The following is a 24,272-nucleotide window of genomic DNA, read 5'->3' as shown; positions in this document are numbered from 1 at the left end:
GTGCGGGCGATGCACTCACCCTCATTGGATACGGCCCTGCTGCAGCAGGTGCAAAACCAGATTAGCACGGTGATCAAGGGCAAGCCGACCCAGGTGGCCGACTGCTTGGCCTGCCTGGTGGCGGGTGGGCACCTCTTGATCGAAGACCTACCCGGCGTGGGCAAGACCACGCTGGCGCAGGCGCTGTCGCTGACCCTGGGCCTGCGCTTTGCGCGCGTGCAGTTCACCGCCGACCTGCTGCCCTCGGACCTGCTGGGCGTGAACGTATTCGACCGCAGTGCCGGCCAGTTCAGTTTCAAGCCCGGCCCAGTGTTCGCCCAGGTGCTGCTGGCCGATGAAATCAACCGCGCCGGCCCCAAGACCCAGAGCGCGCTGCTGGAGGCGATGGAGGAGCGCCAGGTCACCATCGAAGGCCAGAGCCACGCCCTGCCCTCGCCCTTCTTCGTCATCGCCACGCAAAACCCGAGCGAGCAGCTGGGCACCTACCCACTGCCCGAGTCGCAGCTGGATCGCTTCCTGATGACCATCCGCCTGGGCTACCCGGACCGCACGGCCGAACGCGAGCTGCTGAGCGGGCGCGACAGCCGCGAGCAGCTGGCCGAGCTGCAGGCCGTGATGAGCCCCACCCAGCTGCAGGCCGCCCAGGCACTGGCGCGGGGGCTGCATGTCAGCCCGGCGCTGCTGGACTACCTGCAATCCTTGCTGGACGCGACGCGCAGTGGACAGTGGTTCGTGGAGGGGCTCTCGCCCCGCGCCGGCCTGGCCTGGCTGCGCGCCGCGCGTGCCAAGGCCCTGCTGGCCGGGCGCGCGCATGTGTCTCCCGAGGATCTGCAGTCGGTGGCCGTGCAGGTGCTGGCGCACCGGCTGAAGGCGCGCGCCGGCTCGGGCCGCGGCAGCGTGGAGCAGGTGCGCGCCCTGGTCGAGGCGGTGCCGCTGCCGTGAACTGGATCCAGCAGCGCTGGCGAGAACGGTGGAAGCGGTGGTGGAGCGCCCGCCACCCGCCCCGCGACGACCAGTTGCTGACCCAGCGCAATCTCTACATCGTGCCCACCCGGGTCGGCGCGGCCTTCCTGCTGACGCAGGCCGTGCTGCTGGTGGCCTCGATCAATGACCAGCTCAGCCTCGGGTACGCGCTGACCTTCCTGCTCTGTGGCGCCGGGCTGGCCTCGATGCACACCACGCACGCCAACCTGCGCGGCCTGCGCCTGGCCCTGCAGCCGCCCGAGCCCGGCCATGCCGACCAGGACCTGCCGCTGGCGGTGCGCCTGCACAACCCGGACCGAGCGCGCTTTGGCGTGGGCTTGCGCCTGGCCGAGGCCGAGAACGCCACGCTGGCCTGGGTGGATGTGCCGGCCGAAGGGCACGCCGAGCTGCGCCTGGCCTGGCGTGCGCCGGCCCGCGGCTTGCACGAGCTGCCGCTGCTGCGCATCGAAACCCGCTTCCCGCTTGGCCTTTTCGTGGCCTGGAGCTACTGGCGCCCGGCCAGCAAGCAATGGGTCTACCCGGCCGCGGAAACTCCCTGCCCGCCCCTGCCGACCGGCAGCGCCATCGAAGGCCCGCCGCAGGCCGGCAGCGGCCAGGGTGATGAAGACTTCCACCAGCTGCGCGGCTGGCGCGATGGCGACCGCTTGCGCGATGTGCTGTGGAAGCGCGAGGCCCAGGCCAGCGACCCGAATGCCCCGCTCTGGGTGGTGGAACGCGGCGCCGCACTGCGCGGCAGCCAGCGCTGGCTGGAAGCTGCGCAGACCCAGGGGCTGGAGACCGAGAAGCGCTGGCAGCGCCTGACAGCCTGGGTGCTGGCAGCCGACTCCCACGGCCAGGACTGGGGCCTGCGCCTGCCCGGCTACGAACTGCCACCCGGTCAGGGCGCCGAGCAACGACGTCAGGCGCTGGAACGCCTGGCCTTGGTTTGATATGCAGCGCCTGAGCCGCGACGCCCGCGACACGCTCTTCCTCGTCGGCGTGGTGGCCATGACCGTGGCGCCGCACCTGCTGCGCATCCCGCTCTGGGCCGGCGCCAGCCTGTTGCTGCTGCTGGGCTGGCGCGTTTGGCTGGCCTGGGGCGCGCGGCCGCTGCCGAACCGCTGGCTGCTGATGCTGATCCTGGCGAGCGCCTGTGCGGCGGCCAAGATCAGCCATGGCGTGCTGGTTGGCCGGGATGCGGGCCTCACCCTGGTGACCCTGCTGATGGCCTTGAAGCTGCTGGAGATGCACAAGCGGCGCGACGCCTTCGTGGTCTTCTTCCTCGGCTTCTTTTTGGTGCTGACGCAGTTCCTGCACTCGCAGGCGCTGTGGGTGGCGCTATGGACGGTGGCCACGGTCTGGGGCCTGCTGACCAGCCTGGTGCTGGCACAGATGCCGCTGGGCCAGCCGCATCTGAAGATCGCCGCGCGCGAGGCCGCCCGCACCACGCTGTACGGCCTGCCGGTGATGGTGCTGCTGTTCCTGCTGTTCCCGCGCATGGCACCGTTGTGGGGCGTGCCCGGCGCCTCGGCAGGTACCGGACTGTCTGACCAGATGGAGTTCGGCCAAGTCGCCACCCTGGCCAGCGATGAAGCCGTGAACCTGCGCCTACGCACCCTGGACAACCAGCGCCTGCCGCCGCTGCAGCAGGTTTACTTCCGCGGCCCAGTTCTGACTGACTTCGACGGACTGACCTGGCGCGCCCTCCCTCCCAGCGCCGTGCCCCTGCCCCCCGAGGCCTGGCAGCCAGGCCCCGAGCCCGCGCTGCGCTACGAAATGCTGGTGGAGCCCCAGCGGGTGGCTCTGCTGCCGGTGCTGGAGCACGGCCCCGGCCAGCCTGGCGAACGCTGGCAGCTCCCCAACGCGCCGAACCTGAGCCTGCGCCGCAGCGCGGAGCTAAGCTGGATCGCCAACCGCCCCATCACCGAACGCCTGCGCCTGGAGCACCAGGCCTACGCGCGCGGCAGCCGACTCGGCCCCTTTGAGGAGCACGCCAGCCTGCGCCCGGCGCGCCGCCTGCCGCCCGGGCTGAACCCGCGCATGACGGCGTGGGCGCGCGAACAGGCACAGGGCCGCAGCCCGGACAAGCTGGTAGCGGTGCTATTCGCGCACATTCGCCACGAACCCTTCCGCTACACCCTGACCCCTGGCGTATACGGCGAACTCAGCCCGCACCTGATCGACGAATTCTGGTTCGACCGCCGCGCCGGCTTCTGCGAACACTACGCAGCCGCCACCGTGGTGGCCCTGCGTGCGGCCGGGGTGCCGGCGCGCATCGTGACGGGTTACCAGGGCGTGGACCCGCAACTGCAGGACGGTTGGGCCGTAGTGCGCAACAGCCACGCCCATGCCTGGATCGAGTACTGGCAGCCCCTGGTGGGCTGGCAACGCGCGGACCCCACAGCTGCTGTGGCCCCCGAGCGAGTGGAACGCGGCATTCGACTTAGCCCGCCGCCAGGTGCCCTGCAGGGTGCGCTGGACGCCATCGACCCCACCCTGTGGGCGCGCATGCGTCGCATCGGCGAGGCGCTGGACCTGCAGTGGCAGCAGTGGGTGCTGGGCTATGCACGCGACCAGCAGTTCGACCTGCTGCGCCGCCTCGGCTTCGAGGAGGCCGACTGGACGGCGCTGGGCCACGCGGTGGCCATCGCCATCGGCAGCCTGGCACTAGGTGCCCTGGCCTGGATGCGCTGGCGCGCCCACGAGCACAACCCCTGGGTGCGGCTGCACCAGCGCACGCTGCAGGCGCTGCAGCGCGCGGGCCTGACGCAGGCCCAGCCCCATCAGGCCCCACTGCGCTGGGCCGCTCTGGCCGGCCAGCACTGGGGCGCGCGCGCCGCCGCGCTGCAGGCCCAGCTGGCCCAGCTGGAGCAGCGCCGCTACGGCCCGCAGGCCGAGCTCGGCCCCTGGCAGGCGCTGCGCTGGCGCCAGGCCTGGTGGCGGGGCCTGCAGCGCAGCCTGCCCAGAGGCCTGGGCGACACTCCGCCCCCTTCCTCGCCGTCTTCCTGATCGTTTTCGTGTTCCCTGCCCTGCCCCTGGCACCCGCCCTCACCCTTGCCCTTGCCGGCGCCCTGCTGCTCAGCCCCGCTCTGGCGGCGCCCAAGAAAAAAGCCGCCCCCGCCCGGACTCCGACCCCGCTCTCCGTTGCCGCACAGCCCGCCCACGGCATGAAGCCCGGCCGCTACGCCGAGCGCAGCGACGTGCGCGAATGGCTGCAAACGCAAGCGCGCCCAGGTGCCCCGCTGGCCGGCTGGAACGAGGCTGAGCTTCTGGCCTTGCTGGGTCAGGCCCAGTACCAGCCGCGCGCCGCGCAGTTCATCCTGCCCGCGCCCCCCGGCCAGGCCAAGGATTGGGCCGCCTACCGCGACCGCTTCGTGGAACCGCGTCGCCTGCAGGCCGGCTTGCAGTTCTGGGAGCAGAACGCCGAGTCGCTGGCACGCGCCGAGAAGGACTACGGCGTGCCCGCCGAGATCGTCATGGGCATCCTGGGCGTGGAGACCTTTTACGGCCAGATCATGGGCAACTTCCGCGTGCTCGACGCCCTGGCCACCCTGGCCTTCGACTTCCCCGGCGGCCGCAGCGACCGCACGCCCTTCTTCCGCGAGCAGCTGGTCGAGTTCCTGCTGCTGGCCCGCCAGGAGGCGCGCGAGCCCTTCAGCTTCAAGGGCAGCTTTGCCGGCGCCATGGGGTACGGTCAGTTCATGCCCAGCAGCTGGCGCAGCTATGCGGTGGACTTTGATGGCGACGGCCACATCGACCTGGTGGGCAACCCGGCCGACGCGATCGGCTCGGTGGCGCATTTCCTGGCCCGCCATGGCTGGCAGGCCGGCCTGGCCACGCATGTCTACACCGAGCCACCGGCCGACGCCACCGAGCGCGCGCGCCTGCTGGCACCGGACATCGACCCCACCTGGGGCGCCGCCACGCTGGAAGCCGCCGGCCTGACGCCGCCACAAGCCCTGCCCCACCCCGGCCCCTGGGCCCTGGTGCAGCTGGAGAACGGCGGCGTGGCGCCTCCCACCTATGTGCTGGGCAGCCGCAACTTCTATGTGCTGACGCGCTACAACCGCTCGGCCTATTACGCGCTGGCGGTCATCACCCTGGGCGAGCGCCTGGGGCAGCTGCGCAAGGCCGGTCAAACCCCCTGAGATGACGACTGCCCTGGCGCAGAGCGATCACTACCTCTGCGCCTCGGCGTTGACGCCCGCCGTGGCTGCGCGGCCTGCTGGAGGTGCAGACCTACCAGGCGCGCATGCGCCTCCGGTGTCGTAGCTCGACTTGCATGCTCGGGCGACGCTGCGCCATAGCAGCGGCCCGCAACTGGCCCAGTTCGCATCCGGCCAACTAGCGCTCGGCCCGCAGGCGAATCAGCGCATGGCCAGCCTGCACCTCATCGCCCTCCATGACCAGCACTTCGGTGACGGTGCCACCCTGCGGGCTGCTGATATCCATGACTCCGCCCTCTGGAACCAGCACACCGGGCAAGGTGACTTTGCGGGTGTACGTGCCCAGATCGATCGGCAGCGCGGTGAGAAAGGGAAAGCTGGGCGGACAGGCCATGCGGATGCTGCCCAGCCATTGAGCCTGCTGGAGGTGCGTCACTTCAGGACGCAACAAGGTGGAAGTCATCCGGCGAAGGCACGCAGACAGCGGCCGGCACTCAACGCAGCGAGCCCTGGGAACCGCGAGCCAAGACTTGACGGCCGAAGAGCTGCTACGGAAGCCCCGCGGCAGTGGACTTGCCATCGACGGCTTGTCTTATGGCGAACAGAACGCTTTGGCACAAGATGCTGCAGAAAGGCAACCGGTGCGCGACTTTGGCAAGCGCTGGTTGCCGCATGCCTTCAGAGCCGGCTCAAACCCCAAGCCGCTACCGCCGCCAGCCCCCAGCTCCCCACCAGGGCCGCCGCCACCCTTCTGGCATACACCCAGCCACCGGCCACCCAGGCCACCACCATGCGCGTCAGGCTGTTGGCGCCGATGGCCAGGAGCACGCCCTGCAGCAGCAAAGGTGCGGGGATTTGGCCGGCAGCGTGCAGGGCGGCAAGGGAGGCCACCGGGGCGTGGGCATCGGCCAGGGCACTGACACCCACACCAGCCAGCAGGCCGCCGGCACCGAAGGCGGCGCGGGCCTGGGTGACGGCCCAGGCCACGCCGGCCAGGAAGACGGCTACCAGCAGGGCCTCGCGTGGACGCAGGGCGCTGCCTTTTTCAGCCACCGCGGGCAGGTGCTGGCCGTTGCGGCCCAGCAGGGCCAGGGTGGCGGCGCTGGCGGCGCCCAGCAGCACTGGCAGGGCCACGGTGGGCAGGGCGGCGGGAGCCAGGGCGGTCACCATCACCAGGGCCTGCAGCCAGGTGGCGACGGTGGACATGGCGCCGCCGCGCGCCAGGGCGGCAGCATGGCCCGCCTCGGCGCGCGCGCGGCTGCCCAGCGAGGCGATGGTGGCGGTGCTGGAGACGAAGCCGGAGAACAGCGCCGAGATCAGCAGGCCGGCATCGGCGCCCATGCGGCGCATCGCCACCTGGCCTGCGGCCTGCAGGGCCATGATGAGCAGCACCAGGGCCGCCAGCGGCCGCGCGCTGATGCCACCCAGCCAGGGCAAGGGGCCGGCGGGGATGAGTGGCAAGGCGATGAGCGTGAGCGCGGCCAGCAGCAGGCCGTCGTGCAGTTCCTGCTCGCTCAGGCCCAGGGTGGCGAAGCGGTGCAGGCGCTCGCGCGCGGCCAGCAGCAGGGCCAGGCCGGCGGCGCAGGCCGCACCCAGCGCGGGTTGGCTGACGGCCAGCACGCCGATCAGGAAGGTGGCGAACAGCGCCAGCTCGGTGGTCATGCCGCGGTCGCGCCCGGGGTTGCGCCAGTAAGCCAGCGCGGCCAGTACGGCGATGAAAAGCGCCCCCACGGCCAGCAGCTCGGGCCGGTGCTGGGCCAGGGCGCCGGTCAGGCCGGCGACGGCGAAGCTGCGCAGGCCGGCGTCGCCGCCGCGCTCTTCCTTGCGGCGCTCGCGGTCCAGGCCAATCAGCAGGCCACCACCCACGGCCACGCCCAGGCCAATCAGGGCCTGCGGCTCAAACATCGATGCGCGCGCCCTGCTCGGGCACGGTGACGCGCCAGTCCAATTCGTCCTGGATGCGCAGGCGCAGCGCGTCGGCCGCGTCGGGTTCGCCGTGCACCACGAAGGTTCGCTCGGGCGGCTGGTGGAACTGGCGCAGCCAGGCCAGCAGGCCGTCGGCATCGGCATGGCCCGAGAAGCCTTCGAGGTGGGTGACCTCGGCCTTCACGGCGACGTACTCCCCGAACATCTTGACGGAGGCCGCCCCCGCCACCAGCTGCGCGCCACGCGTGCCAGCCACCTGGAAGCCGGGAAAGACGACGTGATGGCGCGGATTGGGCAGCATGTTCTTGAGGTGGCCGAGTACACGCCCGCCGGTGGCCATGCCGCTGGCGGAAATGATGACCTTGGGCCAGCGCGAGCGCATCAGCGCCTGCGATTCCTGCGGCGTCTCGATGAGGGTGACGCCGTCGGTCAGGTTGGCGACCTCGCGCGGCGGCACGCGCAGCAGGCGGCCATGGCGCTGGTAGAGCGTGGTGGCGGTGCGGGCCATCGGGCTGTCCAGCACGATGGGCAGGTCCTCCGGCACTTCGCCGGACTGGCGCAGGCGCTGTAGCACCAGCAGCAGGGCCTGGGCGCGGCCCACGGCAAAGCTTGGCAGCAGCACCGAGCCGCCGCGGCGCACCACGGTGCGGATGATTTCGCCCAGCCGGGCCTGCACGTCCTGCAGCGGGTGCAGGCGGTTGCCGTAGGTGCTCTCGATCAGCAGCACGTCCGCTTCCAGCTGGGGCTGCGGGGGCGGCATCAGCAGGTCGTCGCCACGGCCCAGATCGCCCGAGAACACCAGGCTGGCGCCCCCGGCCTGCAGGCGCACGCTGCTGGCGCCCAGCAGGTGGCCGGCGGGCTTGAGCTCCACCTGCACGCCGCCCACCTTGGCGGTGCGCCCCGGCGCCAGGGGCTTGAGCAATTGCAGCGCCTTGCGCGCCTGCTGCACCGTGTAGAGGGGCTTGGCCGGGCGGTGCCGGCTCCAGCCGCCGCGGTTGGCGCGGCGGGCGTCTTCCTCCTGCAGGTGCGCGCTGTCCAGCAGCAGCACCTCGGCCAGTGCGCAGGTGGCGGGGCTGGCGATCACCGGCCCGCGAAAACCCTGCTGCATCAGCACCGGCAACCAGCCGCTGTGGTCCAAATGGGCGTGGCTGAGCACCACGGCGTCGATCGAATCCGCCGGCAGCGGCAGCGGCGCCCAATTGCGCTCGCGGTAGGTCTTGAAGCCCTGGAACAGGCCGCAGTCGAGCAGGATGCGCCGGCCGGCCAGGTCGACCGCGTGACGGGAACCGGTGACGGTGTCGGCGGCGCCGAGGAAGTGCAGCTGCATGGTGAACCCGGTGGTGAACGGCAGGACGCGATGCTGGCACGGCCCGAGCCCCCTGTGCGGGCCATGGGGCTTGATGCGCATCAAGGCGCGGCGGCGCCGAAGCGGGCCGACGGACGCGGTAGGCTGCCTTCCTGTGCCGAATTCCGCCCCTCCGCCCTGCCCTGGACTGCGCCGCCGTGACGGACTGCTGCGCGCTGCCCTGCTCCTGGGCACAGGCGGCTCGGGCGGCACCGGTGCGGCCTGGGCGGCCGATGCGCCGGTGTCGGTGATCTATCCGGACATCGGCGAGCCCTTTCGTTCGGTGTTCAGCAAGATCGTCGAGGGCATTGACGAACGCCTGGCCGTGCGCAGCGACAAGCTGCTGGTGCCGGTTCAGTCCGACGCCAGCGCCCAAACCGGGCTGGCGGCCGAGCTGCAGCGGCGCCGCCCGCGCGTGGTGGTGGCCCTGGGCCGCGCCGGCCTGCGCGTGGCGCTGGCGCTGGAAGCCGGCGTCGACGTGGTGGGCGGCGGCATCATCAGCCCTGCCGAAGGCGACCAGCGCGCCACCAGCCTGCACAGCCTGACGCCCGACCCGCAACTGCTGCTGCAGCGCCTGCGTGCGCTGCTGCCGGGGGTGCGCCGCGTCACCGTGGTGTACAGCGGCCGCCACAGCGGCTGGCTGATGCGCCCGGCCCAGGACGCCGCGCGCGCCCTCGGGCTGGAACTGCGCGCATTGGAAGTGGACGACCTGAAGCAGGCGCTGCGTGCCTACCAGGACTTCTTTGGCCAGGCGGGCGCGCAGGACGCCCTGTGGCTGCCTCAAGACCCCGCCACCGTGGACGAAGCCACCGTGCTGCCCCTGGTGCTGCAGGAATGCTGGGACCGCAACATCGCCCTCTTTTCCAGCAACCTGGCCCATGTGCGGCGCGGCGCGCTGTTCTCGCTCTTCCCCAACAACCTGGAGCTGGGCCGCAGCCTGGGCCAGACCGCCACCGCCCTGCTGGCCCGCAGCGCCAGCGCGCCGCGCGGCCTGCGCGCGCTGCGCGAGGTGCAGGCCGCGCTGAACACCCGCACCGCCAGCCATCTGGGGCTGGACCTCAACCCGCAGCTGCAACGCGGCTACGACCTGCTGCTGCCTGAACGATGAACCCGCTGCTGCAGCCCCTGGCGCGCCTGCGCCGCACCACCTTCCGCCGCCAGCTGACGGTGGCGGTGGGCGTGGGCGTGGTGCTGATCGCCGCGCTCTCGGCCCTGCTGAGCTCCTGGCAGGGCTCGCTACGCGTGCGTGAGAACCTGCGCCAGCAGGGCCTGAGCCTGGCCGTCGGCCTGGCCCAGCAGAGCCAGCTGGCGCTGTTGACGCAAAGCCCTGACAACGCCGCCGCGCCCATCGAGCGCGCCTTCTACTACCCGGACATGCTGCGTTTCGAGCTGCTGCTGGGCAGCGGCGAGCTGCTCGCCGCGCGCGGCGAGGCGCCGGCCCTGGCGGCCTCGCGCCCGCTCAACCTGCCCGAGAGCGCCTACCTGGAGGCCGAGAGCGACGAAGCCTGGAGCTTCGTGGCCCCGGTGCGTACCCAGGCGGGCGAGGCCAGCCCCTTCGAGGCCGAGGCGGCGCGCTCCGAGCTGCTGGGCCAGGTGCGCATCACGCTCAGCAAGCAGGCGCTCACCCAGTTGACGCGCCATTTGGTGCTGGTGAACTTCGCTGTCGCCCTGGCCTGCGCCCTGCTGCTGCTGTGGGTGCTGCGCCGGCTCACGCTGCGCCTGACCGAACCGCTGGGCGAGCTGGCCGAGGTGATGACCCAGGCCGGCAGCACCGGGCCGGGCCTGCGCGCCCGCCCGCGCGGCCCGCGCGACTTGCAGCGCATGGCCCAGGTGTTCAACCGCATGATGGACACCCTGGAGCAGCGCGAGGCCGAGCTGCAGGCCAAGAACGACGAGCTGGCCCGCCACGCCGCCACGCTGGAGCAGCGGGTGAACGACCGCACGCTCTCGCTGACGCGCGCCAATGCCGAGCTGCAGCAGGCCCTGGACACCCTGCAGGAAGCGCAGAAGCAGCTGGTGGAGAGCGACAAGCTGGCCTCGCTGGGCAGCCTGGTGGCCGGGGTGGCGCACGAGCTCAACACGCCGCTGGGCAATGCGCTGATCGCCGCCACCGCGCTGGAAGCCGAACAGCGCCACCTGCGCACCCGCTTTGAAGCCGGCCAGCTGCGCAAATCCGAGCTGCAGGGCGGGCTGGACCATGGCGTGGAATCGTCCGAGCTCGTGCACCGCAATGTGCAGCGCGCTGCCAACATCATTCGCGGCTTCAAGCAGCTGGCGATCGACCAGACCACCGAGATGCGCCGCAAGTTCAAGGCCGACGAAGTGCTGCGCGAGATCCTGGGCAGCCTGGGGCCGATGTTCAAGGCCACGCCCTACCGCATCGAAACCGAGCTGGACCCCGGCCTGGAGCTGGACAGCTACCCCGGCCCGCTCGGCCAGGTCATCACCAACGTCGCCCAGAACGCGCTGCTGCACGGCTTCGAAGGCCGCCCGAGTGGCGTGTTGCAGGTGCAATGCCACGCCTGGGGCGAGGACCATGTGCAGATCGTCTGCTCCGACGACGGCCATGGCATGGGCGAGGACGTGCGCCTGCGCGTCTTCGAGGCCTTCTTCACCACCAAGTTCGGCCAGGGCGGCTCGGGCCTGGGCATGCAGATCGTGCACACCCTGGTGAACGGCTTGCTGGGCGGGCGGGTCAGCGTGGATAGTGCGCCAGGAGCCGGCACCCGAGTCATCCTGACCCTGCCGCGCGTGGCGCCGCAGCGCAGCGGCAAGGAGGCGTGATGCGTATCTGGATCTGTTGCACCGCCCTGCTGGGCGCGGGCGCTGCGGCGCAGGATGACGAGCTGAGCCTGGCCTATGGCGATAGCGCCACCATCAGCATCGCCACCGGGGCGCCGCAGAGCCTGCGCCAGGCGCCGGCGGTGGCCACTGTCATCACCGCCGAAGACATGCGCGCCATGGGCGCAACCGACCTGGAAGACGTACTGGCCCGGGTGCCGGGCCTGCATGTCTCGCGCCACGCCTCGTTCTACGTGCCGCTGTGGGTGATGCGCGGGCTGTACTCCCAGTACAACCAACAGATCCTGTTGCTGTGGAACGGCCAACCGCTGACCACCAGCAGCCGCGGCGACCGCGGCTCTGCCGGCTGGCGCGGCCTGCCGATCGACAACCTGGCCCGCATCGAGATCCTGCGCGGGCCGGGCTCGGCGCTGTACGGCGCCGAGGCCTACTCCGGCGTGATCAACCTGATTACCAAGGGCGGGCGCCAGCTCAACGGCAGCGAGCTGGGCCTGCGTGGCGGCAGCTTTGGCAGCCGCGAGCTGTGGCTGCAGAGCGGCCGCAGCCAGGGTGACTGGGACTACGCCGTGCACGCCCACCAGCGCCGAACCGATGGCTTTGAGGCCCAGATCGAGCGTGACGCGCAAAGCGCCAACGACGCCGCCTTCGGCAGCCGGGCCAGCCTGGCGCCCGGCACGCTGAACCTGCACAACCGCGCCACCACCCTGGGCCTGGAGCTGGGCTGGCAGCGCTGGCGCTTGCGCACCCAGGCCCTGCAGCGCGACTTTGAAAGCGGCGCCGGCATCGCCCTGGCGCTGGACCCGGAATCGCTGGAGCGCACGCGCCGCCTGAACGCCGAACTGGGCTGGAGCGAGCCCCAGCTGCGCGAGGGCCTGGGCGCCGGCGCCACGCTGGACTTCCAGGCCTATCAGCAACTGTTTCCGCGCCCTTTGCAGATCTTTCCGCCCGGCGCGCGCTTCCCTACCGGCAGCTTCCCCGACGGCATGATCGGCGCGCCTGAAACCTGGGAGCGGCGCTGGCGCCTGCATGGCTTTCTGGCTTGGTCGGCCTGGCGCGGCCATCAGTGGCGCCTGGGCGCCGGCGCCGAAGACCTGGACATGTACCGCACTTCAGAGTGGCGCAACTTCAGCTACGCCGCAAACGGCCTGCCCATCCCGCAGCCCGTCTTCAGCAACAGCGGCACCCCCTTCCTGCTGCCGCACAGCCGCCGCCACCACCACCTCTACCTGCAGGACGAATGGCAACTGGCACCTGACTGGCTGTTAACCGCCGGCCTGCGTCACGACAACTACTCGGACGTGGGTGGCACAACGAACCCGCGCCTGGCGCTGGTCTGGAACGCCCGCCACGACCTCACGCTCAAAGCCCTGCACGGCCGCGCGTACCGTGCTCCGGGCTTTGCCGAGCTCTACTCCATCACCAACCCGGTGGCGCGCGGCAATCCAAACGTCAAACCCGAAACCATCGCCACCAGCGAACTGGCCCTGCACTGGCAGCCGGCACGCGATCTGCAGCTGCTGCTGAACCTGTTCCGCTTCCGCATGCAAGACATCATCCGGCCCACGCCCAACAACACCCCGGGCACCGGCACCACCTTCAACAACACCAGCGGCCAGACCGGCCGCGGCGGCGAAGCCGAGCTACGCTGGCAGGCGCTGCCCGGCCTGCAGCTGCAGGCCAGCTATTCCTGGCAGCGCGGGCGCGATTTGGCCACCGGACAGCGCCCCGGCTACGCCCCCGAGCAGCGGGCCCTGCTGGGGCTGGACTGGGCTGCCGCGCCTGACTGGCGCCTAGGCCTGCAGCTGCTGCAAGTGGGTGAGCGCGCCCGCCCCGCCGGCGACGCCCGCGCGCCGCTGCGCGGCTACCTCAGCGCCGACCTGGCGCTGCGCTGGAGCCCGCAGGCCCAGCCCTGGAACCTGGCCCTGCAGCTTCGCAACCTGGGCAATGCCGATGTGCGCGAACCCAGCCTGGCGCCGGGTCGCATCGTCAACGACCTGCCGCAGGCGCCGCGCAGCGTCTCGCTGGAAGGCAGCTGGAGGTTTTGAATGGCAAGCCGCAGAACCCTTTGCTGTGCATTCGCCGCTTTGTTGGCCGGCACCCCGGCGCTGGCCGCCGATGACGACGAGCTGGCCCTGGCCTATGGCGACGCCGCTACCGTCAGCATCGCCACCGGCAACAAGCAAAGCCTGCGCCGCGCCCCGGCGGTGGCCACAGTGTTCACGGCCGAGGACATCCGCGCCAGCGGCGCCACCGACCTGACCGAGCTGCTGCAGCGCGTGCCCGGCCTGCATGTCTCGCGCACCTACTACATCAACGAACCGCGCTTCCAGCTGCGCGGCGTGCAGAGCGAGTTCAGCCAGCAGGTGCTGATCCTGATCGACGGCGTGCGGCGCCAGAGCATCCTGCTCGGCAGCCCGGAGGAGCTGTGGGTCTCGATGCCGCTGGATCAGGTGGCACGCGTGGAAGTGATCCGCGGCCCCGGCTCGGCGCTGTACGGTGCCGACGCGCTGGCTGGCGTCATCGCCATCACCACCTGGCGCGCCGGCGAGCAGCCCGGCACCCAGCTCGGCTTGCAGGCTGGCGCCTTCGACACCCGCGCCGCCAGCCTGCGTCACAGCGGCCGCAGCGGCGATTGGTCCTGGCTGGCCTGGCTGCGCGCCGGCCGCAGCGACGGCCAGGCCGAGACCCTCCGCGCGGACGCCCAGACCGGGCTGGACGCCGCGTTCGGCACCCAGGCCTCGCGCGCGCCTGGGCCGATGAGCACCCGGCACCGCGACCTCGACCTGCAGCTCCGCCTGGGTTGGCAGGAGTGGCAGGCCCAGGCCAGCCTGAAGCGCCGCCGCGGCATCGGCTCCGGCCCCGGCCTGGCCCAGGCCCTGTCCGACCGCGATTGGGCCGATACCGATTTCGCCGTGCTGGCGCTGGACTGGCAGCACAGTGGCTGGCTGCCCGACTGGGACGCCCAGCTGCATGCCAGCATCACGCACACCCAGATCGATTCGCTCTACCAGCTCTTTCCGCCTGGCGCCTTCGGCGGCCTCTACCCTGAGGGCATGCTGGGCGGCCCGGGGCGCAACAGCCGTGTGCACGATCTGGAGGGCAGCCTGCTCTATGGCGGCTGGGCCCAACACCGCCTGCGTCTGCTGGCGGGCTGGCGCCGCAGCGATCTCTACGCCACGCGTGAAGTGAAGAATTTCAACTTCCAGGTGCTGCCCGGGGTGGGCAGCTTCCCGGTGCCGCTGGGCAGCCTGGTGGATGTCTCGGCCAGCGGCCCTTACGTGACGCCGCAGCAGCGTGACCTGCATTTCCTGGCCCTGCAGGACGAATGGCAGCTGGCGCAGGACTGGACCCTGACCGCCGGCCTGCGCCACGACCGCTATTCGGACTTCGGCCACACCACCAACCCGCGCCTGGCCCTGGTGTGGGATGCCCGCCATGACCTCACGCTCAAGGCCCTGCACGGCCGCGCCTTCCGTGCGCCCAGCTTTGCCGAGCTGCACAACATCAACAACCCGGTGAACCTGGGCAACCCCGACGCCCGGCCCGAGCACATGGCCACCACCGAGCTGACGGCCGACTGGCAGGCCCACCGCAGTCTGCAACTGCGCCTGAACCTGTTCCGCTACCGCATGCACGACATCCTGCGCCTGGTGCCGCATGCCGACCCGAGCTCCGGCGCCACCACGCAGAACCTCGGCACCCAGGACGGCCATGGCTTCGAGGCCGAGGCACGCTGGCAGCCCGGCCCGGCCTGGCGGGTGGACGCGAGCTGGTCGCAGCAGATCAGCCGCGACCGCCTGACCGGCCTGCGCTCGGCCGATGCCCCGCGCCGCATGGCCAAGCTGGCCCTGGAGGCACGGCTGAACGGCGACTGGGCCGCCAGCCTGCAGGCCCGCCACATCGCCGGCCGCGCCCGCGCCGCCGGCGATGCCCGCCCCGCCCTGGCCGACTACACGCTGGCCGACCTGGGCCTGCACTGGCGCCGCAGCGCGCTGCAGGGCTGGCAGGCCAGCCTGCTGCTCAACAACCTGGCCGACGCCGACGCACGCGAGCCCAGCCCGGCCCCGGGCAGCATCCCCTACGACCTGCCGCTGCCGCGCCGCTACGCGCTGCTGGAGCTGGGTTACCGGTTCTAGGCGGCGGGCTCAGCTTGGGGTTTGCGCCTCTGCTACCCCCCGCCCAAGCTGAAACCGCTCGGCGTCGGCCCGCAGCGCCCGCAAATGCGCCTGCAGGGCCGCCGGGCTCAGCGCCTGCTCGCCCCAGAACAGCGCCTCGCGCAGCGCCTTAGGGTGCGCCTGCGCCGTGGCCAGCAGCCAGTCGGCGCGCGCCAAGGTGGTGGGGGTGCAGCTCTGGCCGCGCAGGTCGTCGTCCAGATCCAGGCGGTGCGAGCGCCAGGCCTCGGCCAGGTAGAGCGCCTCGGCATCGCCCCGCAGGGCCTCGCGCCAACGCGTGCAGATCGCATCCAGCCAATCCAGCACCGCCGCGCTGGCGCCGCGCGCCGCCACCGCGGCACGCATGCGCGCGTAGGCCGGCAGGGCGGCCTGCTTGGCGCGCCGGAAGGCGGCCAGCGCGGCGGCCTGGCCTTGCGTGCGCTCCAGCTGCAGCAGCAGGGCGCTGTAGCAGCGCGTCTCGAAGCGCTCGGCGGGGTGGAACAGCGGCTGGTCGTCGCCGCGGCCGGCGCTGTTGAACTGGCGCAGCGGGTCGAAGCGGTAGCAGTAGCCGAAGTCGAACAGGCGCAGCTGCTGGCCGTCGTCAAGCAGGTTGCCGGCGCACAGATCCCACTCGAACAGGCCTTCGAGCCAGAGGGCGCAGGCGGCCTCGAACAGCTGGCCCAGCGTGCGCTCGCCCCACTCGCACACCGCGCCGCCCTCGATCCAGGGCGAGACGATCAGGCCGGCGCGGTAGTCGGCATAGGCGGTGTCCACCAGCGCGCCCCAGCGCCCGGGGTCACGGCGCTTCAGCGCCTCGATGTCGGCGCGGCGCTGCACCTCGTTCAGGAAGCTGGTCTGGCCATCGACGTTGCGCACCCGTGCTTGCGGCCGCGCGCGCTTGACGCACCAGAGCCGGCCGTCGGCCTCGACGCATTCGATCGTGGCGCTCAAGCCGGAGTCGATGTGCTGCCGCACCTGCAGGCCCTGGCCGGTGCGTAGCGCCGGCAGCGGCCAGGGCAGCGCGGCGGGGTCGCCCACGCGCAGTTCGGCGCCGCTGGCGGCAAAGGCCAGCTGGGCGGCCTGGCGTTGTTCGTCAAGAAGGGTCACGGCAGCAGTCGGAGAGTCGGGCACGGGAGAATTCTGAAAACTTCGGCCCGTGCGCGCGTCCACCCCCAGGGTTGAATCGCGCCCAGCACTTTCCACCCCACTCCATCTTGCCCACCCTGGACACCCCCGCTTGGGCCCGCCTGTGGCAACCCGGCCGCGCCGCCTTGGGCGAGGCGCTGCGCGCGGGCGCGCCGCTCGGGCTGGCGCCGCCCGAACGACAGGCCCTGCAGCGCCTGTGGCTGCTGGAAGCCGAACGCCTGCCGCACGAGGCCGAGCGCCTGGGTCGCAGCGCCCCGCTGGCCGATGCCGCGCTGCAGCACCTGGTGGAGGCGCGCTGCGCCCAGATGTACGACGTGCCGGCCGACGCCCTGCGCCATGCCCAGCAGGCCTTCGACACCCTGCAGGCGCGCGACCCCCAGCACCCGCTGTGCCTGCACGCGCGCTTTGCGCTCGGCTTCGCCTGACTCGAAAGCGGCCACCCCGCACGCGCCCTGCCCCTGGTGCAGCAGCTGCTGCGCGAGACCGATCGCGACCACCTGCCCCTGCTGCAACTCGACGCCCTGCACCTGCTGGCGCGCTGCGCCGACGAGCTGGGTCAGCCCGAACCCCGCGCCGCGGCCCTTGCGCACGCCCAGGCCCTGGTGGCGCAATGCCCCGAAGCCACCGACTTGCCCGCCTGGGACTCCCTGCAGCGCCTGGCCTGGCGCCTGGCGTTGAGCCAGGGCCCGCAGCCCGCCCCGCCCAGCCAGGGCTTTGCCAGCCAGGCCCTGGCGGCCCTGCGGACCCTGGTGGATGGCCCCCGCGAAGGCCTGAGCGCCGAGCTACTGGCCCTGCGCCAGACCGCCCTGCTGCGCTACCTGCCGCGCAAGTGGCGGCTGGAGCTGGCCTGGCTGGAGAGCAGCCAGGGCCGGGGTTTGCCGCCCTGCGAGCCCGCCGAGCCCGCCGACGACCTCTACGGCCTGCAGAGCCAGGTGCTGGCCGCCGGCCACCGCCTGCTGCAGGGCCCGGCCCTGCCGGAGCTGCAGGCGCTGCGCAACACCCTGGCCGCACGCCAGCTGCAAAGGCTGGAACAACGCCTGGCCCTGGTGCAGGCCCTGGCCAGGGGCGATGCCGCGGCTCTGCAAGCCTGGCTGCAGCACCCGGCCGCCGAGGTGCTGGACCTGTTCTGGCTGGCCGGCCCGGCCCTGCCCTTGCTGCACAGCTTGCAGCGCCAACCCGCCACCCCGCCCGCCCTGCTGGCCGGCCTGCAGCCCCTCATCGAGCGCCTGCTCGGCCCGCAAGCACCGATCGCCACCCGGGCGCCGCCAGCGGACCTGACGGCGCGCGAATGGCAGGTGCTGCAATTCATCGGCCAGCAGCTCAGCAACGAGCAGATCGCCCACCAGCTGCATCTGTCCCTGGCCACGGTCAAAACCCACATCAACCGCCTGTACGCCAAGCTGGCCCTGGGCAGCCGCGCCCAGGCCGTGCAGCGCGCCCGCCAGCTGCAGAGTTCCTGACAGCCCCACAGCGAGGCCCCCCCACCCTTGCAGCGGGCGCCCTGGCGCTGGCTTCCCCGCGGAGCGCGCTGGGCGGGAATCAGTCGGGTTCGTCGTCCAGCGCACCAGCCGGTGCCGCCGTCAGCCAGTAGCGGCGCCGCTGCAGCCGCCAGCAGCCCTGCGGGCCGGGCGGCTGGCTGCTGAGCCACTGCCAGGCGCCGCACTCCGCGCTGGTCAGCAGCGGCACCCCGGCCACGGCCAGGCGCTCGCGCACCGGCGCGGCCGGGTGGCCGTGGCGGTTCATGAAGCCAGCCTGGGCAAAGGCCAGTTGCGGCTGCACGGCGGCCAGGAACTCCGCGCTGCTGCTGCTTTTGCTGCCATGGTGGGGCAGCAGCAGCACGGTGGCGCGCAACGGCGCCGCGCGCTGCAGCAGCTCGCGCTCCTGGGCGGCCTCGATGTCTGCCGTCAGCAGCAGGGCCTGGCCGGCGGCGTCCTGCACGCGCAGCACGCAGGAACGCGCGTTGTCGCGCGCCGCGGCCTCGCCTGGCCCGCCGGGGTGCAGCCACTCGAAGCGCACGCCCTCCCACTCCCAGGCCAGACCCGCACGGCAGGGCTGCACCGGCTGCAGCACATGCCGCGGCGGCAGCGAGCCCCAGCGCGCGGCCACCGGCAGGCCGGCCAACACGCTCGCACCGCCGCCGCTGTGGTCGGCGTCGTCGTGGCTGATGACGAGCGCGTCCAGGTGGTTCACGCCGGCGGCGCGCAGCAGGGGCAGCACCACCCGCGCACCGGCATCGCTGTCGCCACCCCAGCGTGGACCGGCGTCGAACAGCAGTGCGTGGCCGGCGGTCTGCACCCAGGCGGCGCTGCCCTGGCCGACGTCGATGACCGTGAGCGCGAAGCGGCCGGGCGCGGGCCGCGCCGGCGTCCACAAGAGCAGCGACAGCAGCAGCGCCAGCCCCAGGGCGCGAACAGCGCGCGGCAGGCGCAGCAGGGCCAGCGCCACGCCCAGCAGGGCCAGGGCCTCGATGAACCAGGGCGCCTGCGCCGCCCACCACACCGCACCCGGCAAGCGCTGGGCCAATTCCAGCCCGGCGAACAGGGCCTGCACGCCCCAGGTACCCAGCTGCCACAGCGGGGCCAGCAGCAGCCCCCCCAGGGCCAGCGGCACCAGCACGGAAGTCACCAGGGGCACGGCCACCAGATTGGTGAGCAGGCCGACCAGCGAGACCTGCCCGAAGAAGATCAGCGTGAGCGGCGCCAGGCCGGCGCTGGCCAGCAACTGCACGCGCAGGCCCTGCCAGGCCAGCTGTGGCAGGCGCCGCCAGCCCGCGGTGGCTTCGTCCTCGGCGGGGGCCGCCTGCATCAGCAGGGCCACGGCGGCAAAGCTGAGCCAGAAACCCGGCGTCACCAGCGCCCAGGGGTCGGCCAGGCCCACCACCGCGCCGGCCAGGCTCAGCGCCAGCGCCCAGGGCCAGATGCGCGCGCTGCTTTGCAGCAGCACCAGCACGGCCAGCAGGCCCACGGTGCGCTGCGCCGGCACGCCCCAGCCCGCCAGCAGCGCATAGCCCAGCGCCGCCGCCAGGCCCAGCCAGCGCGCCGCGGCCGGCGCCGGCCAGCGCGTGCACAGCCAGGCGCTGCGCCGCCACAGCGCGTGCACCCCGGCGGCCGCCAGCCAGGCGAACCAAGTGATATGCAACCCCGATACGGCAAAGAGGTGAACGACGCCGGTGTCGCGCAGCAGGGCCCAGTCGCCAGCGGCAATGCCGCCTTGGTCGCCAATGGCCAAGCCAGCCAGCACGGCACGGGCGCGCGGCTCGCTCACACGCGCCTGGATGGCGGCGCGGATGCGCTCGCGGGCGGCGGCCAGGTTCCAGGCACTCGCCGCCGCCAGGCGTTCGCCGGCCCGCACCGAGCCCTGCGCGCGCACACCGCGCTCCAGCAGCCACAGCTCGGTGTCCGGCAGGCCGGGGTTCTGCAGGGCGTGCACCGGCTTGAGGCGCAGCTGCAGACGCCAGCGCTCACCCGCCCGCGGCGCCTGCTCGCGCCCCGCACCAGGGAACCAGCTCACCGAGACCTGCTCGGGCACGCCACCGGGCCGCTCCAGCAGCCGCAGCGGCAGGCGCCAGCCGCCCACGCCGCCGTAGCCGGCCAGGGCCTGCGGCAGTCCATCCACCTCCGCCTCCACCCAGACCGGCTGGCCAATGTGCGCGGGGGCCAACACATCTGCGAGGCGCCAGCTGGCGCGCTGCTGCGCCCACGAGAGCCCCAGCAGCACACCCAGCATCAGCAGCATGGGCGTGCGGCCAGGGCGGCTCCACCCCACCCAAACGCCCAGGCCCAGCGCTGCGGCCAGCAAGCCGGCATGCTCAGCCGGCAGCAACAGGCGCGGCAGGAACTGCAGACCCGCCAGCCCACCCAGCAGGCCCAGCAGCAGGGCCAGCGCGGCACCGGGCTGCCAGGCCGGGGCTTTCAAGGCTGACGCAGGGCGGCCACCTGCTGGCGGTGCCGCTCACCCCAGTCGCGCAGCGCCAGCAGGGGTTCGCGCAGGCTGCGGCCGAACTCGGTGAGCGAGTACTCGACCCGCGGGGGCACCTCCGGGTAGGCCTCGCGATGCAGCACGCCGTCGGCCTCCAGCTCGCGCAGCTGCTGCGTCAGCACACGCTGGCTGACGCCCGGCAGGTAGCGCTGGATCTCGCTGAAGCGGCGCGTGCCGCCGAGCAGGTAGAACAGGATCACCGCCTTCCAGCGCCCGCCCATGACCTCCAGCGCGGTGGAGACCGCGCAGGACTTCCAGGCTAGGTCGGTGGGCGGGGCGGCAGCGAGCTTGGGCATGGTGACTTACAGGGAACCTAGGCACAAAAAACTGCGTACTTCACAGCCGGGACGGCGCATGGGAGGCTCGCGCCCCTCGTCACTTCCATCGCTTCCGACGCCATGAAACGCCGCCAGATGCTAGCCGCCAGCCCCCTGCTGGCAAGCAGCGCGTACGCCGCTGCCGACCCGGCCCATGCCCCACTCGTCGCCACCGCGCTCGACTACATCGAGGGCTGGTACTCCGGCGACGCCGCCCGCATGGAGCGCGCGCTGCATCCCGACCTGGCCAAGCGCGTGCTCAAGCGCCTGCCCGATGGGCGCCGCCGCGTCGAGCACATCGGCGCGCTCGGCCTGGTGCAGGCCACGCGCAGCCGCGCCGGCCAGCAGCCCGAGACTGCGCGCCGCGAGGTCAAGGTGCTGGATGTCTTCCGCGGCGCGGCCAGCCTGCGCGTGGATGCCGAGCAGTGGATCGACTACCTGCAGCTGAGCGAAACCGAGCCGGGGCGCTGGCAGATCGTCAACGTGCTCTGGGAGCCGCGCGCATGAAGGCCATGCGCTACACCCGACCCGGCCCGGCGCGCGAGGTGCTGGAGCCCTGCGAGCTGCCGTTGCCCGAAGCCCTGGTGCACCCCTTGCCGGAGGCCGTTGCTCTCGAAGTCGGCGCCTGCCTGGGCATCCCGGCGCTGACGGCCTGGGAGGCCGTGCACGGCGGCCCCACGCCCCTGGCCGGCACACCGTGCGGGTGCAGGGCGGAGCGGGCGCGGTGGGCCAGGCCGCGATCCAGCTGGCGAGCGGTGCACTGCGCCATCTGCCGCCGCAACGCTTCGCGCTGGCCGAGATTGCCGCCGCCCACGAGGCCGTGGAACAAGGCCTGGGCCGCGGCCCGGTGGTGCTGAGCCTGCCGGATTGAGGGCGGCCGGCCAGTACGATGCCGCCCGCTCCCTTTCCCGTTCGAGGTTTCACCATGCCCACCCAAGCCATCGCCGACCGCCTTGCCGAACTCGGCATCACCCTGCCCCCGGTCGCCATCCCCGCCGCCGCCTACGTGCCCTTCGTGCGCAGCGGCAACATGGTCTTCCTCTCCGGGCACATCGCCAAGAAGGACGGCAAGGCCTGGGTCGGTCAGCTGGGCAAGGACATGGACACCGCCACCGGCCAGCAGGCTGCGCGGGCGGTGGCCATCGACCTGATGGGCACGCTGCAGGCCGCCTGCGGCGGCAACCTCGGCCGTGTGAAGCGCATCGTCAAGCTGATGAGCCTGGTCAATTCCACGCCCGACTACACCGAGCACCACCTGGTGACCAACGGCTGCTCGGAGCTCATCGGCCAGATCTTCGGTCCCGAGATTGGCGCCCACGCCCGCGCCGCCTATGGCGTGGCGCAGCTGCCCATGGGCGCCTGCGTCGAGATCGACATGATTGCGGAGCTGGCCTGATGGCCGCTGTGCGCTGGCTGAACCACCACCCGCGCCTGCTCGTCCTGCTCGGCCTGGCCTGCCTGGCCGCGGTGGGCGGCGCGCTGGTGGCGCAGCATGTCTACGGCGTCAAGCCCTGCCCCTGGTGCATCCTGCAGCGCGCCCTCTTCATCGTCATCTCGGCCGTCTGCCTGCTGGGCGGCGGCCTGGCCCTGCTGCTGCGCAGCCCGGCGCGCGAAGTGGCGGTGCGGGTGGTGGCGGTGCCGCTGGTGCTGCTGTCCGTCTCCGGTCTGGTGGCGGCCACCTACCAGCATGAAGTGGCGGCGCAATCCGAGAGCTGCGCCATGGGCGCGGCGGATCGCATCATCCAGTTCTTCGACCTGGAAGAGCGCTTCCCGGCGGTGTTCATGATCACCGCCAACTGCAACGAAGCCGGTGCCTACCGCCTGCTCGGCCTGCCCTACGAGATCTGGAGCGGCTTGCTGTTTGCGCTTTGCCTGGCAATCGGCCTGTCCTGGCTGCTCAGGCGGCCGCAGCCTTGAGGCCCTCCTGCGCTCTGCGACTGTGCGCCGCGCTGCTGGCGCTGCCGCTGAGCGCGAACGCGGCCTACGACCTCGACCAACTGGGCGTGCCACGCTTCATCCACACCCACTACATCGACCTCTCCAGAATCGTGCAGCTGTCCAAGTTCCGTTCCAGTGCGGGGCATGACTACTCGGACGACGTAGAGCGCTGCCGCTCGATGAAGCATTACTTCATCGGCCCCGACGCGAGCACCGCCGTGCTGGCGCCCGTCAGCGGCACGATTACCGCGGTCCAGCCGGAGTTCGCCGGCAGCCAGCTGCAGATCCGTCCGGACGCGCAGCCCGACTTCACCGTCATCCTGTTCCACGTCGCGCTGAACGGCCCCTATGCAGCGGGCCAGCGCGTGGTGGAAGGCCAGGCCCTGGGCCAGCATGCCGGCCGCATGACCTGGTCGGACGTGGCCATTCGCGTCAACACGCCGGGCGCCATGCGCCATGTGTCCTACATCGAAGCGCTGAGCGACACCGCCTTCGCCGCCTTGCAGGCGCGCGGTGTGGGCAGCCGCGCCGAGCTGGTCATTTCCCGCGCCGAGCGCGATGCCGCACCTTTTCAGTGCAACGGCCAGAGCTTCATCAATCTGCCCGTACCGGCGGACACCGAGTTCTATACCCTGGTGGGCACCGGCGCACCGCAGCCCGGCAGTTGGTCGCAAGGCCCGCTGCAGGCGCGGCAGTTGCAGCTTTCCGCCACGCTGCCGCCGGCCGTGGTGGGCCTGACGGGTGGCTTCTTTGTCGCCGCCCTGCTGCCCCCGGCAATGGGCAGCGACATCTGGGCCTGGTCGGGCGGGCAATGGAGCCTGTTCAGCGGCTGCGCCGCCATGCCGGCCGCCTACCTGGGGCCGCTGTCCCCCACCATGAGCGCCCCGGTCGTGCCGGTGGACACCGACCTGAGCGCCTATGCCGGCACCCAGCTGCTGGTCGGCTACGGCATCGGCAGCACCGCCCGGCTCGCCTGCGAGGCCATGCTCAAGGGTGCCAGCTACGCCCCCGCGCTGACTTTGAACTAGGGCCCCATCCCAGCTCCCGGGGTCAGCCCGAAACGCTGCGCAGACTCCGGCACGCTGATGAACTGCCGCAGGCCCGCCTTGCCGGCCTGCGGGTCGTCCAGCATCAGGCTGCCGCAATGCGGGGAGCGAAACACCCGGGCCAACCCCTGGCTGAAGCAGGCGGGCGGCTCCGGAGCTTTGCCGAGCCAGCAGGCCAGACAGTGCTCGCACAGTGGCGGGATCGCCTGGACCGGCAGCTCCCAGGCGAAGTGTTGGAAGCGCCCGCCCAGGCCCAGGTCCAGCAACCGAGTCCGGATCAGATCGAGCGCGATCGGGTACACAAACACCCGATCGGCGTTGAACAGGGCCAGGTGCTGCGCGGCCAAGGCTCGGATCTGCATGCGGGCCGGCTCGTCCCAGGCGGCCGGCAGCAGGGCTTTCAGCCATTGCCGCTCGGTCACCGGACGGCCGCCATGGCCCAGAAATCGGATCCGTACCTTGACGCCTGGTGCCTGCGGAGCCATCGATTTCAC

At 72.1% G+C, this 24,272-nt stretch carries 22 protein-coding genes; 15 read left to right on the top strand and 7 right to left on the bottom strand.

The annotated features are described in order from the left end of the window. Window positions 1-9 precede the first annotated feature (9 nt). From ACE3QP_RS04255 to mltB, 4 genes are all read left to right on the top strand, one after another. Entirely contained in the window at window positions 10-942 is a 933-nt protein-coding gene (locus tag ACE3QP_RS04255; protein WP_374433814.1) for an AAA family ATPase, read from the top strand. Continuing rightward, window positions 939-1,913: a DUF58 domain-containing protein gene (locus ACE3QP_RS04250; RefSeq protein WP_374433812.1), complete on the top strand. Its 975-nt coding sequence runs from the start codon at window positions 939-941 to the stop codon at window positions 1,911-1,913. The genes ACE3QP_RS04255 and ACE3QP_RS04250 overlap by 4 nt, the downstream gene beginning before the upstream one ends. A gap of 1 nt (window position 1,914) precedes the next feature. Then, window positions 1,915-3,972 carry a transglutaminaseTgpA domain-containing protein gene (locus tag ACE3QP_RS04245; RefSeq protein ID WP_374433810.1) on the top strand — a complete coding sequence of 686 codons (2,058 nt, stop codon included), beginning with the start codon at window positions 1,915-1,917 and terminating at the stop codon, window positions 3,970-3,972. A gap of 158 nt (window positions 3,973-4,130) precedes the next feature. Next, on the top strand, window positions 4,131-5,111 hold the full coding sequence (mltB, locus tag ACE3QP_RS04240; protein WP_374433808.1) for a lytic murein transglycosylase B: 981 nt from the start codon (window positions 4,131-4,133) through the stop codon (window positions 5,109-5,111). Between the two features lie 196 nt (window positions 5,112-5,307). Here the strand turns inward: mltB and ACE3QP_RS04235 are convergent, their stop codons facing one another. The 3 genes from ACE3QP_RS04235 to ACE3QP_RS04225 all read right to left on the bottom strand — a co-directional run bounded on the left by ACE3QP_RS04235 (window position 5,308) and on the right by ACE3QP_RS04225 (window position 8,382). Next, a complete protein-coding gene (locus tag ACE3QP_RS04235) occupies window positions 5,308-5,592 on the bottom strand; it encodes a biotin/lipoyl-binding protein (RefSeq protein ID WP_374433807.1) in 285 nt (94 codons plus the stop codon). 215 nt (window positions 5,593-5,807) lie between these two features. Next, entirely contained in the window at window positions 5,808-7,034 is a 1,227-nt protein-coding gene (locus ACE3QP_RS04230; RefSeq protein WP_374433805.1) for an MgtC/SapB family protein, read from the bottom strand. Beyond that, window positions 7,027-8,382: an MBL fold metallo-hydrolase RNA specificity domain-containing protein gene (locus tag ACE3QP_RS04225; protein ID WP_374433803.1), complete on the bottom strand. Its 1,356-nt coding sequence runs from the start codon at window positions 8,380-8,382 to the stop codon at window positions 7,027-7,029. Before ACE3QP_RS04225 ends, ACE3QP_RS04230 begins: the two co-directional genes overlap by 8 nt. Before the next feature lie 133 nt (window positions 8,383-8,515). Here ACE3QP_RS04225 and ACE3QP_RS04220 point away from each other — a divergent pair, with 133 nt between their 5' ends. Genes ACE3QP_RS04220 through ACE3QP_RS04205 form a run of 4 tightly spaced genes read left to right on the top strand, consistent with a single transcriptional unit; the run spans window position 8,516 to window position 15,338 of the window. Continuing rightward, window positions 8,516-9,508, top strand: coding sequence for an ABC transporter substrate binding protein (locus tag ACE3QP_RS04220; protein ID WP_374433801.1), 993 nt, complete (start codon window positions 8,516-8,518; stop codon window positions 9,506-9,508). After that, on the top strand, window positions 9,505-11,184 hold the full coding sequence (locus tag ACE3QP_RS04215) for an ATP-binding protein (RefSeq protein ID WP_374433799.1): 1,680 nt from the start codon (window positions 9,505-9,507) through the stop codon (window positions 11,182-11,184). Before ACE3QP_RS04220 ends, ACE3QP_RS04215 begins: the two co-directional genes overlap by 4 nt. Beyond that, complete coding sequence (locus ACE3QP_RS04210) at window positions 11,184-13,247, top strand: TonB-dependent receptor plug domain-containing protein (RefSeq protein WP_374433797.1); 2,064 nt, start codon at window positions 11,184-11,186, stop codon at window positions 13,245-13,247. Before ACE3QP_RS04215 ends, ACE3QP_RS04210 begins: the two co-directional genes overlap by 1 nt. Before the next feature lie 39 nt (window positions 13,248-13,286). Then, complete coding sequence (locus tag ACE3QP_RS04205; protein ID WP_374433795.1) at window positions 13,287-15,338, top strand: TonB-dependent receptor plug domain-containing protein; 2,052 nt, start codon at window positions 13,287-13,289, stop codon at window positions 15,336-15,338. Between the two features lie 9 nt (window positions 15,339-15,347). Here the strand turns inward: ACE3QP_RS04205 and ACE3QP_RS04200 are convergent, their stop codons facing one another. Beyond that, window positions 15,348-16,460 (bottom strand): hypothetical protein, encoded by a 1,113-nt coding sequence (locus ACE3QP_RS04200; RefSeq protein WP_374433794.1) that lies wholly within the window; start codon window positions 16,458-16,460, stop codon window positions 15,348-15,350. A 107-nt stretch (window positions 16,461-16,567) separates the two neighbouring features. Here ACE3QP_RS04200 and ACE3QP_RS04195 point away from each other — a divergent pair, with 107 nt between their 5' ends. Next, window positions 16,568-16,924, top strand: coding sequence for a hypothetical protein (locus tag ACE3QP_RS04195; protein ID WP_374433792.1), 357 nt, complete (start codon window positions 16,568-16,570; stop codon window positions 16,922-16,924). Between the two features lie 36 nt (window positions 16,925-16,960). Continuing rightward, window positions 16,961-17,959: a response regulator transcription factor gene (locus tag ACE3QP_RS04190; protein WP_374433790.1), complete on the top strand. Its 999-nt coding sequence runs from the start codon at window positions 16,961-16,963 to the stop codon at window positions 17,957-17,959. Window positions 17,960-18,038: 79 nt separating this feature from the next. Here ACE3QP_RS04190 and ACE3QP_RS04185 read toward each other — a convergent pair whose 3' ends face one another. Further along, window positions 18,039-20,414, bottom strand: coding sequence for a DNA internalization-related competence protein ComEC/Rec2 (locus ACE3QP_RS04185; protein WP_374433789.1), 2,376 nt, complete (start codon window positions 20,412-20,414; stop codon window positions 18,039-18,041). After that, the gene (locus ACE3QP_RS04180; protein WP_374433787.1) at window positions 20,411-20,773 is read right to left on the bottom strand and encodes a winged helix-turn-helix transcriptional regulator; all 363 of its coding nucleotides are present in this window, start codon (window positions 20,771-20,773) and stop codon (window positions 20,411-20,413) included. The genes ACE3QP_RS04185 and ACE3QP_RS04180 overlap by 4 nt, the downstream gene beginning before the upstream one ends. A gap of 102 nt (window positions 20,774-20,875) precedes the next feature. On the opposite strand from ACE3QP_RS04180, the gene ACE3QP_RS04175 reads away from it, so the two are divergent. The 5 genes from ACE3QP_RS04175 to ACE3QP_RS04155 all read left to right on the top strand — a co-directional run bounded on the left by ACE3QP_RS04175 (window position 20,876) and on the right by ACE3QP_RS04155 (window position 23,760). Continuing rightward, on the top strand, window positions 20,876-21,301 hold the full coding sequence (locus ACE3QP_RS04175; RefSeq protein WP_374433785.1) for a nuclear transport factor 2 family protein: 426 nt from the start codon (window positions 20,876-20,878) through the stop codon (window positions 21,299-21,301). Window positions 21,302-21,491: 190 nt separating this feature from the next. Continuing rightward, window positions 21,492-21,665, top strand: coding sequence for a hypothetical protein (locus ACE3QP_RS04170; RefSeq protein ID WP_374433784.1), 174 nt, complete (start codon window positions 21,492-21,494; stop codon window positions 21,663-21,665). A gap of 54 nt (window positions 21,666-21,719) precedes the next feature. Next, the gene (locus ACE3QP_RS04165) at window positions 21,720-22,190 is read left to right on the top strand and encodes a RidA family protein (RefSeq protein ID WP_374433782.1); all 471 of its coding nucleotides are present in this window, start codon (window positions 21,720-21,722) and stop codon (window positions 22,188-22,190) included. After that, window positions 22,190-22,711 (top strand): disulfide bond formation protein B, encoded by a 522-nt coding sequence (locus tag ACE3QP_RS04160; RefSeq protein ID WP_374433781.1) that lies wholly within the window; start codon window positions 22,190-22,192, stop codon window positions 22,709-22,711. The genes ACE3QP_RS04165 and ACE3QP_RS04160 overlap by 1 nt, the downstream gene beginning before the upstream one ends. Further along, window positions 22,708-23,760 carry a hypothetical protein gene (locus ACE3QP_RS04155; RefSeq protein ID WP_374433780.1) on the top strand — a complete coding sequence of 351 codons (1,053 nt, stop codon included), beginning with the start codon at window positions 22,708-22,710 and terminating at the stop codon, window positions 23,758-23,760. The genes ACE3QP_RS04160 and ACE3QP_RS04155 overlap by 4 nt, the downstream gene beginning before the upstream one ends. On the opposite strand, the gene ACE3QP_RS04150 is transcribed toward ACE3QP_RS04155, so the two are convergent. Beyond that, window positions 23,757-24,263, bottom strand: coding sequence for a hypothetical protein (locus ACE3QP_RS04150; protein ID WP_374433778.1), 507 nt, complete (start codon window positions 24,261-24,263; stop codon window positions 23,757-23,759). The two genes, ACE3QP_RS04155 and ACE3QP_RS04150, sit on opposite strands and share 4 nt — an antisense overlap. Window positions 24,264-24,272 lie beyond the last annotated feature (9 nt).

The organism is Inhella sp., assembly GCF_041912635.1.
Taxonomy (GTDB): Bacteria; Pseudomonadota; Gammaproteobacteria; order Burkholderiales; family Burkholderiaceae_C; genus Inhella.
Note: the sequence above shows the minus strand (reverse complement) of the source record. Positions and strands in the feature narration are given on the sequence as shown.

Excerpts from the sequence above, each read along its gene's own strand:
- ACE3QP_RS04230 (WP_374433805.1), bottom strand. The coding sequence starts at position 7,034 with ATGTTTGAGCCGCAGGCCCTGATTGGCCTGGGCGTGGCCGTGGGTGGT.
- ACE3QP_RS04215 (WP_374433799.1), top strand. The coding sequence starts at position 9,505 with ATGAACCCGCTGCTGCAGCCCCTGGCGCGCCTGCGCCGCACCACCTTC.
- ACE3QP_RS04235 (WP_374433807.1), bottom strand. The coding sequence starts at position 5,592 with ATGACTTCCACCTTGTTGCGTCCTGAAGTGACGCACCTCCAGCAGGCT.
- ACE3QP_RS04165 (WP_374433782.1), top strand. The coding sequence starts at position 21,720 with ATGCCCACCCAAGCCATCGCCGACCGCCTTGCCGAACTCGGCATCACC.
- ACE3QP_RS04245 (WP_374433810.1), top strand. The coding sequence starts at position 1,915 with ATGCAGCGCCTGAGCCGCGACGCCCGCGACACGCTCTTCCTCGTCGGC.
- ACE3QP_RS04225 (WP_374433803.1), bottom strand. The coding sequence starts at position 8,382 with ATGCAGCTGCACTTCCTCGGCGCCGCCGACACCGTCACCGGTTCCCGT.
- ACE3QP_RS04255 (WP_374433814.1), top strand. The coding sequence starts at position 10 with ATGCACTCACCCTCATTGGATACGGCCCTGCTGCAGCAGGTGCAAAAC.
- ACE3QP_RS04210 (WP_374433797.1), top strand. The coding sequence starts at position 11,184 with ATGCGTATCTGGATCTGTTGCACCGCCCTGCTGGGCGCGGGCGCTGCG.
- mltB (WP_374433808.1), top strand. The coding sequence starts at position 4,131 with ATGAAGCCCGGCCGCTACGCCGAGCGCAGCGACGTGCGCGAATGGCTG.
- ACE3QP_RS04150 (WP_374433778.1), bottom strand. The coding sequence starts at position 24,263 with ATGGCTCCGCAGGCACCAGGCGTCAAGGTACGGATCCGATTTCTGGGC.
- ACE3QP_RS04160 (WP_374433781.1), top strand. The coding sequence starts at position 22,190 with ATGGCCGCTGTGCGCTGGCTGAACCACCACCCGCGCCTGCTCGTCCTG.
- ACE3QP_RS04180 (WP_374433787.1), bottom strand. The coding sequence starts at position 20,773 with ATGCCCAAGCTCGCTGCCGCCCCGCCCACCGACCTAGCCTGGAAGTCC.
- ACE3QP_RS04175 (WP_374433785.1), top strand. The coding sequence starts at position 20,876 with ATGAAACGCCGCCAGATGCTAGCCGCCAGCCCCCTGCTGGCAAGCAGC.